Raw genomic sequence first — 12255 nt, 5'->3', positions numbered from 1 at the left:
TATAACAAGGAAAATATAGAAGGAGATGATATTAAGTCTCTTATGAATGGGATGTATGATGTTTACATAGATGTCAAAACCCAGTTATCTATATTGAAAAGACTCTTGTCGGAAAAGTGCTTGCAATCTATAAACTAATATTAGATAATCCGTTGTATCAAAGTGTTATAGAATAAGGCTTTAGCCTTGAGTTACAGGTTTCTTTCATTGGAGGATAATAATGGGTGTAGATAATGCAAAAGACAAAGATGTGATTGATGCAATGAAAAAAGGTGTGGGTGATACAATAGGAATGATTGATGAGATATGTGAAAGACTTAAAGACTGCAGTAATCTTTTAAGGATTGAGCAAGGCAAAGAGGTGTTTAATTCCTTATCACAGGGGATAGAAAATATAAAATCTTTACTGGACCTTATCAATGAACTGAACATTGGCATAGGTTATCTCAGTACCAGCGGATATAGTATTTCAAAAGAAATATTCTCTAATCTGGATAAAACTAAAGGTGTATTCAATGAGATGCTTTCTGCATTTGAAGGAAAAGACTGGATAACAGTTGCTGATATTATGGAATACGAGATAAATCCAATCTTACTGGAGATTAAGAAAGGGCTTGATACACTAAACGACAGATTAACTCAGATTGGTTTACATTGATGAAGGGAATAATATTAGCAGGCGGCAGCGGAACCCGCCTTTATCCAATAACAAGGGCTGTTTGCAAGCAGTTGCTCCCAATCTACGATAAGCCAATGATATATTATCCCTTGTCAGCCCTCATGCTCGCAGGGATAAGGGACATCCTCATAATTTCCACACCTCAAGATTTGCCGCGGTTTAAAGAAATACTTGGTGACGGAAGCCCATTAGGTATAAATCTTTATTATAATGAACAGCCCCATCCAAATGGACTTGCTGAGGCGTTTGTCATTGGTAAGGAATTTATTGGTAAAGATAGTGTTTGCCTTGTGCTTGGCGATAATATCTTTTATGGGCACGGGCTTGTAGACCTTTTTAAAAAGGCCAAATATCATGTTGAAACGAATGGAGGCTCTGCGGTATTCGGGTATTATGTGAAAGAACCTGAACGATATGGGGTGGTTGAGTTTGATACTAATGGAAATGTTTTGTCCATAGAAGAAAAACCTAAAAATCCAAAGTCAAACTATGCAGTAACAGGTCTGTATTTTTATGATAATGATGTTATAGAGATTGCCATGAATATAAAGCCCTCATGGAGGGGTGAACTTGAGATAACAGATGTAAATAATGAGTACTTAAAGATGGGTAAACTCAAGATTGAACTTCTTGGAAGGGGATATGCGTGGCTTGATACAGGCACATATGAAAATCTTCTGGAGGCAGGGGAGTTTATAGCAACGATTGAGAAAAGGCAGGGTCTAAAGATAGCGTGCATAGAGGAGATTGCCTACAGACTGGGCTATATAGATAAAGGGCAGTTACTAGTTCTTGCAGAGAATTTCAAGAACAATGGGTATGGGCAGTATCTCTTGAATATATTGAGGTAGTGGATGCCGTTTAATTTTAAAAGACTTTCAATTTCAGATATTATTCTCATTGAGCCAAAGGTATTTGCAGATGAAAGGGGCGCCTTTTCAGAGGCATACAAGCATTCAGATTTTGTCTGTGTTGGAATAGCGGAATATTTTATTCAGGATAATTATGTAAAATCTGTAAAAGGTGTTTTGCGGGGGCTGCATTATCAGAAAAACCCAAAGTCGCAGGGGAAACTTGTGCAGTGCGTAAGAGGAGAGATATTTGATGTTGCTGTTGATATAAGAAAGGGTTCACCCACATACGGGCAGTGGGTGGGTATAGAACTGTCCAGCGAAGAACATAATATGCTTTATGTTCCAAAAGGTTTTGCACATGGTTATGTTGTGTTGAGCGATTTTGCAGAGGTAATATATAAATGCACAAAGGAATACTCCCCCCAAGATGAAAGGGGTATAATATGGAATGACCCTGACATCAAGATTGAATGGCATATAAAAGAGCCGATTCTTTCAGAAAAAGATAAGATACTCCCGCAGCTAAAATTTGCAGATAATAATTTTGGGGTAGTGTGAGATTTTTAATTACAGGGGCAAATGGTCAACTTGCCAGAGAATTTATAAGGATATTGAATAAGGAAGATATAATAACCCTCACAAAAGAGGAACTGGATATATCTGACTTAAATGCTGTGGAAAAATGCGTTGGCAGTTTAAACCCTGATGTGATTCTGAATTGTGCCGCATATAATCTGGTTGATAAATCTGAAGATGATATTGAGACCGCCATTAGAGTCAATGCACACGGCGTTAAAAATCTAGCAGCAGCATCAAAGAGATTTAATGCCTTTTTTGTGCACTATTCAACCGATTATGTATTTGACGGCAAAAAAGAGGATTTTTATACAGAAGATGATGAGCCAATCCCCATTAACAATTATGGGAAAAGTAAATTGTCAGGGGAAAGATATTTGCAGGATGAAACAGACAATTTCTTATTATTCAGAGTGAGTTGGGTATTTGGAAAGGGGAGACAAAACTTTCTTTGTAAGTTACTGGATTTGGCAGATAAGAACAAGGTTATAAGGATTGTCAGCGACCAGATTTCAGTGCCTACCTATGTAAATGATATTGCAAAGACAACCCTGTCTGCACTGGGAAAAGGGTTAAAAGGTATCTATCACTTAACAAACAGCGGTTATGCATCAAGATATGAGGTTGCAAGATATTTTTTAGAAAAACTCGGAAAGAAAAACCTAATTTTACCTGTCCGTTCAGATTATTTTCCATGTTCTGCAAAACGGCCTTACTTTTCTGCCATGTCTAATAATAAGATTTCAAAAGCCGTTGATGCTGCCATACCTGATTGGGAGGATGGTATTGATAGATATGTAGAGGATTATACAAAACATGGAGAGAGGGTATTTTAATATGAAACTTTTAGTCACAGGTGGCGCGGGTTTTATAGGCAGTGAGTTTGTAAGACAGGGTGTGGAATGCGGCTATGATATGGTAGTGGCTGACACACTAACCTATGCAGGTGACTTGGATAGAATAAAATCTGTTGAAGATAAGATTAAGTTTTACAATGCAGACATTACACACAGGGAAGCGGTGGAAGATATTTTTAAAAAGGAGAAAATAGATGGTGTTATTCACTTTGCAGCAGAGACCCATGTTGACAGGAGTATATCCGATGCCTATCCCTTTTTAGATACAAATGTAAAGGGGACTTATGTCCTGCTGGATATTGCCAGAAAGTATAATGTAGAAAGGTTTGTAAACATATCCACTGATGAGGTTTATGGTGAACTTGGGGAAGATGGAAGTTTTTCTGAGGCAACCCCTTTAAATCCAAATTCCCCTTATTCAGTCAGCAAGGGAGCTGCTGATATGCTGGGCAGGGCATACCATAGGACTTATGGACTTCCTGTAATTACAGTAAGACCTTCCAATAATTATGGTCCTTGGCAGTATCCTGAAAAACTGATTCCGGTTATAATTACAAAGGCATTGAATAATGAAAAGGTTCCTGTTTACGGTGCAGGGCAGAATGTCAGGGAGTGGCTGTATGTCTCTGATTGTGCATCTGCTGTCCTTAATATTCTGGAAAAGGGCAGGGGAGGGGGGATATACAATATCGGGAGCGGCGAGGAAAGGAAAAATATTGATGTTGTTAAGGGCATACTTGGGATTATGGAGAAGTCAGAGGAACTTATAGAGTTTGTCCAAGACAGGCCAGGGCATGACTACAGATACTGTCTTGACTCAAATAAAATAAAGGAAGAGATAGGATTTAGGTGTAGGGTTTCGTTTGAGGAGGGTATAGAAAGGACTGTAAGATGGTATGCAGATAATATGATGTGGAATAAAAATAAACCCTTTTTTAAGTTAAAGATATAATTCAGGCAGGTTGCAATGCTGTATCCTTGAAGGTTTTTCTCTGTATATCAAAAAGATATTTTAGTAGATTAGACTGCTTTTCTTCATCCAATGATACAAAATTTACTGCAATATTGTAGTGGACTCGGCTGTCTTCTTCTACCTTTTCTACCCGCACTACTTTACTAGTAATAGATAGCATCATATAAGGATAAGGCAGGTTAATATTTACCCTGATTATATCTCCGACATTATGTTCTTCTTCACATTTAAATCTCATCCCTGATGCGCTTATATTAACCTCTTTTTCCTCTTTTGTTTCAAAGAGGTTGTCAATATTATATTCATGGCAGATGTATTTTATTATAAAATTAAGTTTATAATCCATAGCCTTAATGGTATTTAATAATTTTGTATTTATATCCGAAGAAGGCGATGAGTCTATCTCAGGGGTTAAGGCTGAGTCCATATCTTGACTGGAGATATCCTCAAAAGGGAGGGTTGTATCTATCCTGAAATATCTCCTCTTTTCTGCCCCATTAAATGATACAATCTGGTTATCTTTTTTCTCTTCCATAAATTGGTTGCCTCAACCTTTCATTTGAATTTTTATATCTCACATTTTATATTTTGCATTTTACTACCCAGATCTTCTTTACATATATCATGTTTTACAAATATGTCCACAACATCTCCATCATACTGGGTTCCCCTGCACCTTAAAAGTTCTGCAATGGTTTCTTCATGGGACCTTGCAGTTCTATATGGTCTGTTACTTGTCATGGCATCATAGGTGTCAGCAATGGCAAATATCCTTGCTATAAGTGGTATTGCAGCCCCTTTTAATCCATCAGGGTAACCGTCTCCGTCAAACCGCTCATGGTGATTACGAACCACGGCCTTGCCTTCTGGTCCCAGATTCAGCGACATGACAATGTCATCTCCTATTGTAGCATGGGTTTTCATAACATCCCTCTCTGTTTTATCAAGCCCGCCTTGTTTGAGCAGGATATTATCCCTTACCCCAATCTTGCCAACATCATGGATAGGACCTGCAAGATTTAAGGTGTCAATAATATCAGCAGAACACCTCAAAGCCTTTGCTAATTTAACAGCATACATTGTAACCCTTTTGCAATGGTTCATTGTATAATTATCTCTGGCGTCAGTAGCCTTTATTAAAGATGAAATGCTGTACATTATATTATCTATAAGTTGTTCATAAAGTGCAAGGTTTTCAATCTTTATAGATGCCTTTTCTGCCAGACTTGTCATTATGGATACATCATTGCTTGAAAAATGAGTGCCGCCTATCTTTTGACATAGGTGCAAAGCAGCAAATATCTCTTTGCCAATTAGTATGGGAACACCCAGAAACGGATGTTTGAAATCTATCCTGCTAGTTCCACACATGCAGGTTTTATGGTCCTGCGACAGGCAATATCTTTTTTCGGTGAATACCTCACCAACAAGACCTGCATCCACAACAGGAAAACTTCTTCCAAGAAGCATCTCCATACCTTTGGTTGCCTTGAGTGTCAGTTCCTTGTTTTCTCTGTCAAAAAGCCATACTCCAGCCTTTTCTGACTCTGTTATAGAGGATGCAAGTTCAACAACCTTTTCAAATAACTCAACCATTGTAAGAGGATAGTGCAAGGTCTCACTTATTGTATAAAGGGCAGATAGTTCTCTTATCTTTTCCTGAAGGTTCTGACTCATAAATCCAATAGTCTCTGCCTCTTTTGTCTTGTCTGTAGAGCGTCTCTTTTGCTGTTTTCTTAATTTCCCATCTTCCATCGCCTTTTTTACCACGAACTTTATCTGTTCAAGGCTGAATGGCTTGCTGATAAAGTCAGATGCACCCTCTTTGGTTGCCTTAACAGCAGTATCAACAGATTGATATGCGGTAATCATCACAACAGGGATGTTAGGTGAGCAAAATCTTACTGCCTTTAGAAGGTCCATGCCGTTCATTCCAGGCATCATAAGGTCTGTAATAATCAGGTCAACAGATGTTTCTTTTAGTTTTTCAAGGGCTGTCTGTGGGTTACTTGATGTAATTACATTGTAACCGCTTTCTGATAAAAAATCATGAAGGAGATTTTGAATAGGTATGTCGTCATCAATGACAAGTATATTACCCTGTAAGACCATAATCTTTAACCCTCGTATGTATTTTTTTTAGTATTTCATACTCTTCTTTTGTTATCATGCCATGTGACAGAAGGTCAGTTATGGATAATATCTCCGCATCCTCATTCTTGGTATTACCAGAAATTTTATTTGCTGATTCTCTTGCCTGCCGGAGTTCGTCTATGAATACCCTATGCTGTTGTTTCAGGAAGATTTTTTCACATGCATTTTTTATTGTTATATAAATTTCTTCCAGGCGGAACGGCTTGGTAATATAATCATACTCCCCTTCTCTGATTGCCTGGATTGCAGTTTCCAGAGAGGCATACCCTGTCATAATAATAACTACCGTCTCTGCATCAAACTGTTTAATTGCCTTTAGCAGTTCCAAGCCGTTGATGTCCGGCATTTTAAGGTCAACAAGGATGATATCAAACTGTTTAGATTTAACCCTTTCAATCACATTGCGGCTGTCGCCAATAGTTTCAATATCATACCCCTTTTTTTCTAAGAACTCTTTTAAAACATCTCTTATGCCGGCATCGTCGTCTACCACCAAAATATTATAGATGTATTTTACCACTTTATTATCCTTTTGATACCAGATGCGATATTGCTTCGTTCTTAAGTCTTTCCATTATATGCTTTTTACCTTCTTCAGAAATAGTAGCAATGTCCTTTGAAGGTGCAGAATAGGAATTATTATTAGGAATCGTCTTTCCCGGAGAGATATGTCTGTTATACAGTTCCAGAATATTCTTTGTTATAGGGGATGGCACAGTCATAATTTTATCCTCCTTGTCATATAGTCTATATTTACACCACAGCCATAAAATATAACCTTTCAATTTCATATCGGCAGATGCCGTAAAAACTTTAGGGAAATCTTTAAGATGAAGGGGAAAGGGGTTTATTTTACCTTTGTCATTGAAATTACAACCCAGATTCCTATAATCATTGCAGTAAGAAATCCTATACTGCTTAATATTGGAATACCCAAAAACCTGTAACTATCCCCGCCCGAGAGTGCAAGGAACGATGAACCAATAAGAAGTCCTGCTGTAATCAGACCCATTGTAAGCCTCTTGCCAAGCAGTCCAATCTCATCTGAAAGGACATCCAGTTTATGATGAACAAAGCCAATCTTTAGTTCCTCGTTAATGGTCTGGTTCAAAATAGAATGCACCTGATAAGGCAGAGTGCTTGCAATCTCTGCAATACCGGATACCTTTTCCCTCCCCTTTTCATAAATCCTCTTTGGAGACGCCTTTTCCTTTAGCATCCACTTATAAATCATTGGTTTTGCAATTGCCCAGACATTTATATTTGGGTATATCTGCCTGCCCACACCTTCTATAATCATCATTGATTTTTGCAAGAGTAAAAGGTTCGGCTGGAGTCTCATGTTGAACCTTCTTGCTGTCCTTATAAGCCTTAACATTAAGGTGGATATATCTATCTTTTCAAGGGTCTTGTCTAATATCGGCTCTGATATTTCCCGCAGGACATCCTCGAACTCATTTATGTCCGCATCCTTTGATATAAGCCCCATTTCTATATGCACCAGAGCCATTTTACGATAATCGCCCTTCACAAGATGATAAAGCATGCCTGCAAGATATTTTCTCACACTGTCATCAATCCTCCCGACAATGCCGAAGTCAAGATAGATTATTACGCCATCTTTTCTTGCAAATATATTACCCGGATGTAAATCAGCATGGAATACGCCAAATTCAAAGACCTGCTTGAAAAATGCGTTTAAGGCATTCTCTGTAAGTTTCTTAACATCTATGCCCATTGCCTTTATTTGAGCAACCTCATCCAGAGGCACGCCGTAAACCCGTTCAAGCGTCAAAACATCTGTTGATGTCCAATCCCAGAACACCTTTGGAACCTGAACGGTGTTATCGCCTTCAAACATCTTATAAAATCTTGTTACATTAACACCCTCAACAGTAAAGTCCTGCTCCTTTGATATGACCCTTTTGAACTCATCAACAACCTCTGTTGGTCTGTATCTGCGAAATGCTGGCACATACCTGTCAATGAGTCTTGCAATTGCGTACATGACAGATATATCCGATTCAATAATCTTATCTATGCCCGGTCTTTTAACCTTTACAGCAGCATCCTGCCCGTCGTGAAGCACTGCAAGATGCACCTGTGCAATGGATGCAGAGGCGCATGGGATTTCATCAAATGTCTTGAATTTTTCTTGCAACGGAGATTTTAAGGAGGTTTCAACAACCTTTTTAACATCTTCAAATGGAAACGCTGGAACCATATCCTGAAGTTTTTTGAATTCTTCAACCCAATCAGGCGGCAGCATATCAGCCCTTACAGATACCACCTGTCCTAGTTTTACAAATACAGGACCAAGTTCCTCTAATAACATCCTTACCCTCTGCGGGAGCGGATAATCGCGGCATGTCTTTGTCTTGCTGAAAAATAAGACCTTTTCAATAATTGTATAAAAAGGGAATATCTTGAGTTCTTTAATCAGCTCATCTATGAACTCTTTGCCTGATTTCGCAGCAGCAACAACCTCTCTCAAAATATTCACACCCTCCTCAACAACCTTATTCTCAAATTCCTTGCGGGGAGGAAGGTTGGACTCATCTGCCTTGCCTTTTTTTGCCTCATCTGCAAGTTCATTTATAGCATCCTTTATTTTTTTCTCCAAACCCAAACCAATTAAAATCGCCTTATCTAAAATATCTGACATGATAACCTCCCTTAAAGAAATCAAAAATAGTATTCTTACCTTAATTTTGCATTTTGCATTTTAACTTTTGAATTTCTATATACTCTTTCCCTGCCTTCCCCAAATACCATCCATTGCAGAAGCCAATTGGACTTGTATCTTTTAGTAAAGCCAAACCCTCTTCGCCTGAAATCTCTCCATCAATCCTTTTCCTGAAAACATCCACAATCTCTTTTGTGTTTTGCCTTTGTGGAGATATTCGTAAAGCCTTTACTCCTATCTCTTTTAAATCCTCCACAAACTCAACGATTGTGTATGCGTCTGCACTTAAAATAGATGTGCCGTTTACTGTAAAGAGCGGCTCTTTTTCAATGCTTTTTAAAACCATACCGTCAGGATAAAGTCTGCAATGATGTTTGCAATTGGTCTTATTCAGACCATAATGCCGCGATGTATAACATCTCCATGAAAATGCAAGCGGAACCTTGCCATGCGCAAATACCTCTCCATCAATATTTGTGTTCTGTATGTTATATCCAATCGCATCCCTTGAAAGTTCAACAGGGAAGATAATTCTATTAACTCATAACAACCTCCTTGCCGGCCTTTTCTAATTTTTTCCCAAACTTCTCCAAGTCATTGACAGTCAGCCCATTCTTCTTGGCGCACACCACCTCGCCAAGATACACCCTGTCAACAGGCAGAGCCTTTACCTCATCATAAAACCTGATTAAATCTTCTCTTTTCCAGTCGAATAAGACAGGACCAATGGTTAATTGCATAGTCTATTATAAAGTTCACGCTCAAAAATCGCACAGATGCAAGGCATTGTAGTTTGCCGATTTATCGGCGCTTGTAACTCAAACCTTCAGGTTTCTAGTTTTTCAAGGCTAAAGCCTTGAGTTACAATACGCTCAATAAATTGAGCAACTACAAGTATGTTGAGCGCAGAAGCCGCAGCGACAACAAACGGGGCACCTATTGCTCCGCAATGAGTCGGGGCATTTTTCAGCGTGAACAATTACTTCTCCAGATAACACCCAAGCGTAGGCTTTGTGCCTTCAAATGTAGCGTTTATCTGCGCAAGCAATTCCCCATCCGTTTTATAAACCGCAGGATTTTCATAATAAGCATCCACTGCCTTTCTCAAAATAGATGTAACTGTGCCAACATATGCCTTTGTCCGCTGCCTTCCTTCTATCTTCAAGGCATCTATGCCTGCATCAATGAGTTGCGGGATGATTTCAAGGACATTCAATGACTCAGGCTCTTCAAATGAATAGAAATATTCTCCGCTTTCAGTCAAATATCTGCCTTTGCAGCATGTTGGATATGGCGATGTCTCACCTGCTGCCAAGTCATTTAAAACTACATTATTGAGTGTAATCTTCAGGTGGTCTTTCTCATTTATAAACCTCACAAACCTTGACGGAGAGCATGCCCCTTCTGTGTTTGTTGATGCGCCTGTAACAAATGATGAAAGATAGCACCTGCCCTCAATATTTATGCAGAGTCCTCCTAAAGCAAACACTTCTATCTCAACATCAGTATTCTGCCTCAAAGCCTTCATCTCATCAACAGTCAATACCCTCGGCAGGACAACCCTTTTTATTCCGAAATGCCTTTTATAAAAATTTATGCTCTCATAATTTGATGCGCTTGCCTGAACGCTTAAATGGATATTTATGTCAGGATACTGAGCCCTTGCATATTTTAATATGCCGAGATTTGCAAGGATGATTGCATCCGCGCCAATGGACACTGCCTTATCAACTGAGGCATACCACTGCGGATATGTATCATTCTGCGGAAATGTATTTATTGCAAGATAGACCTGCTTACCCTTTTTATGCGCATAAGAAATGCCTTCTGCAAGTTCGGGCATGGTAAAATTCAAGCCTTCAAAATTACGCGCATTTGTAGCGTCATTGAAACCTGTGTAAACCACATCAGCGCCGCTGTCTATGGCAGTCTTTAACGAAGGCAGATTCCCTGCCGGACATATAAGTTCAATCTTTTTCAGAAAGAAAATTCTCCTTGTATCTTACAAATAATAGCACTTGTGTAATAGTATTGTAAAATATTTTATCGTTAAGCAAGAAATCTTTAAAATCTATTGTCATTTTGTCAAAAAAATGTTTCAGAAAAATGTTTGCAGTGATGTTGCAGTGATTGACAAGTAAAGTGAAATGGTTAATAATAGTCAGCACTATGCAAACCATATTTTATGGAGGTAATACCCGTGAGTCATAACAGACACGATGTTTTTATCGGCATTGATATAGGTTCTGTTAGCGCTAATACTGTTGTTGTAACTGAAAACAGGGAAATACTTGAGGAAAGATATACCCGCACAAAAGGACAGCCCCTTGAAACAGCAAGAGATGTCTTAAGCGATATTCTATCCCGTTATCCCATTGAAACCATAAAGGCAGTTGCTGCAACAGGCACAGGCGGCAAAACTATTGCACCGCTTATAGGTGCATCTTGGACAAATGAGGTTATAGCACAGTCAAAGGCTATAGAATATTTTCATCCTGAGGTCAGGACTGCCATTGAGATGGGCGGAGAGGACGCCAAGATGATACTCCTTGCACCTGATGATGCAGTCAGGAGTCAGGGGTCAGGAGTCAGAAGTAAAAAAATACGGGTTGAAGATTTTGCAATGAATGCAGTCTGCGCTGCAGGCACAGGTTCATTCCTTGACCAGCAGGCAACAAGGCTTGGACTTACCATTGAACAGTTTGGTGAACTTGCATTAAAGTCAAAGAATCCTCCCCGTGTTGCAGGAAGGTGCAGTGTTTTTGCAAAGAGCGACATGATACATCTTCAGCAGGCAGCAACCCCTGACTATGACATAGTTGCAGGGCTCTGCTATGCGGTGGCAAGGAATTTTAAATCCACCATCGGCAGGGGAAAGACATTTTTAAAACCCGTAGTATTTCAGGGCGGCGTGGCTGCAAACCCCGGCGTCAGAAAGGCGTTTAAGGATGTGCTTGAACTTGGAGACAATGAATTTATTATCCCGAAATACTTTGCCTCAATGGGAGCCCTTGGCGCTGTATTTACTGCAGACTATCGGGGACAGATTTCAAATCTGTCACCGATAAATGAGCATCACGCATCACAATTCAAGGGTTTAAAGGAACTTGAGGAATATATTGCCTCAGGCAGAAAGAAGGGAAAAGGGCTTGAACCACTTTTAAGCCCTGCAAGACATCCATCATATAATAAGGATTGGGTCCAGATTTCAAACTTGTCCTCAAAGGTCTTAATTGGGGATCTGTCTCCAGTAGAAAAGGTAAATGTCTATCTTGGTATAGATGTTGGTTCTGTAAGCACAAATGTAGTCCTGATAGATGAAGAATCAAAACTTGTTGCAAGGAGGTATCTTGCAACAGCAGGGCGACCTATTGAGGCTGTCCGTCAGGGACTCAAAGAGATAGCGGAAGAGTGCGGAGACAGGGTAAATGTCCTAGGCGTTGGCACAACAGGATCAGGCAGGTATTTAACAGGTG

General features: G+C 39.4%; 14 protein-coding genes. 6 read left to right on the top strand and 8 right to left on the bottom strand.

Features of this window, described 5'->3' with window-relative positions; genetic code table 11:
• Nucleotides 1-220: 220 nt before the first annotated feature.
• The 5 genes from HZC45_02050 to rfbB are packed head-to-tail and all read left to right on the top strand — an operon-like array spanning nucleotide 221 to nucleotide 3918.
• A complete protein-coding gene (locus HZC45_02050) occupies nucleotides 221-658 on the top strand; it encodes a hypothetical protein (protein MBI5681945.1) in 438 nt (145 codons plus the stop codon).
• Complete coding sequence (rfbA, locus tag HZC45_02045) at nucleotides 658-1530, top strand: glucose-1-phosphate thymidylyltransferase RfbA (protein MBI5681944.1); 873 nt, start codon at nucleotides 658-660, stop codon at nucleotides 1528-1530. Before HZC45_02050 ends, rfbA begins: the two co-directional genes overlap by 1 nt.
• Before the next feature lie 3 nt (nucleotides 1531-1533).
• The gene (gene rfbC, locus HZC45_02040) at nucleotides 1534-2091 is read left to right on the top strand and encodes a dTDP-4-dehydrorhamnose 3,5-epimerase (protein MBI5681943.1); all 558 of its coding nucleotides are present in this window, start codon (nucleotides 1534-1536) and stop codon (nucleotides 2089-2091) included.
• A complete protein-coding gene (rfbD, locus tag HZC45_02035) occupies nucleotides 2088-2945 on the top strand; it encodes a dTDP-4-dehydrorhamnose reductase (GenBank protein MBI5681942.1) in 858 nt (285 codons plus the stop codon). The genes rfbC and rfbD overlap by 4 nt, the downstream gene beginning before the upstream one ends.
• 1 nt (nucleotide 2946) lies before the next feature.
• Nucleotides 2947-3918 carry a dTDP-glucose 4,6-dehydratase gene (gene rfbB / locus HZC45_02030; GenBank protein ID MBI5681941.1) on the top strand — a complete coding sequence of 324 codons (972 nt, stop codon included), beginning with the start codon at nucleotides 2947-2949 and terminating at the stop codon, nucleotides 3916-3918.
• Between the two features lies 1 nt (nucleotide 3919).
• On the opposite strand, the gene HZC45_02025 is transcribed toward rfbB, so the two are convergent.
• The 8 genes from HZC45_02025 to HZC45_01990 all read right to left on the bottom strand — a co-directional run bounded on the left by HZC45_02025 (nucleotide 3920) and on the right by HZC45_01990 (nucleotide 10751).
• Complete coding sequence (locus HZC45_02025) at nucleotides 3920-4474, bottom strand: PilZ domain-containing protein (GenBank protein MBI5681940.1); 555 nt, start codon at nucleotides 4472-4474, stop codon at nucleotides 3920-3922.
• Nucleotides 4475-4506: 32 nt separating this feature from the next.
• The gene (locus HZC45_02020) at nucleotides 4507-6051 is read right to left on the bottom strand and encodes a response regulator (GenBank protein MBI5681939.1); all 1545 of its coding nucleotides are present in this window, start codon (nucleotides 6049-6051) and stop codon (nucleotides 4507-4509) included.
• Nucleotides 6035-6613 carry a sigma-54-dependent Fis family transcriptional regulator gene (locus HZC45_02015; protein MBI5681938.1) on the bottom strand — a complete coding sequence of 193 codons (579 nt, stop codon included), beginning with the start codon at nucleotides 6611-6613 and terminating at the stop codon, nucleotides 6035-6037. The genes HZC45_02020 and HZC45_02015 overlap by 17 nt, the downstream gene beginning before the upstream one ends.
• A 4-nt stretch (nucleotides 6614-6617) precedes the next feature.
• The gene (locus HZC45_02010; GenBank protein ID MBI5681937.1) at nucleotides 6618-6815 is read right to left on the bottom strand and encodes a hypothetical protein; all 198 of its coding nucleotides are present in this window, start codon (nucleotides 6813-6815) and stop codon (nucleotides 6618-6620) included.
• Between the two features lie 125 nt (nucleotides 6816-6940).
• Nucleotides 6941-8758: a 2-polyprenylphenol 6-hydroxylase gene (gene ubiB, locus HZC45_02005; protein ID MBI5681936.1), complete on the bottom strand. Its 1818-nt coding sequence runs from the start codon at nucleotides 8756-8758 to the stop codon at nucleotides 6941-6943.
• A gap of 40 nt (nucleotides 8759-8798) precedes the next feature.
• Complete coding sequence (locus HZC45_02000) at nucleotides 8799-9311, bottom strand: U32 family peptidase (protein MBI5681935.1); 513 nt, start codon at nucleotides 9309-9311, stop codon at nucleotides 8799-8801.
• 4 nt (nucleotides 9312-9315) lie between these two features.
• Nucleotides 9316-9519: a hypothetical protein gene (locus HZC45_01995; protein ID MBI5681934.1), complete on the bottom strand. Its 204-nt coding sequence runs from the start codon at nucleotides 9517-9519 to the stop codon at nucleotides 9316-9318.
• A gap of 239 nt (nucleotides 9520-9758) precedes the next feature.
• A complete protein-coding gene (locus HZC45_01990) occupies nucleotides 9759-10751 on the bottom strand; it encodes a U32 family peptidase (GenBank protein MBI5681933.1) in 993 nt (330 codons plus the stop codon).
• Nucleotides 10752-10979: 228 nt separating this feature from the next.
• Between HZC45_01990 and HZC45_01985 the strand changes: the two genes are divergently transcribed.
• The coding region (locus HZC45_01985; protein MBI5681932.1) for a CoA activase at nucleotides 10980-12255 on the top strand (1276 nt) is incomplete at its 3' end.

Source organism: Deltaproteobacteria bacterium, assembly GCA_016223005.1.
In the GTDB taxonomy this organism is placed as follows: Bacteria; Desulfobacterota; GWC2-55-46; order UBA9637; family GWC2-42-11; genus JACRPW01.
Note: the sequence above shows the minus strand (reverse complement) of the source record. Positions and strands in the feature narration are given on the sequence as shown.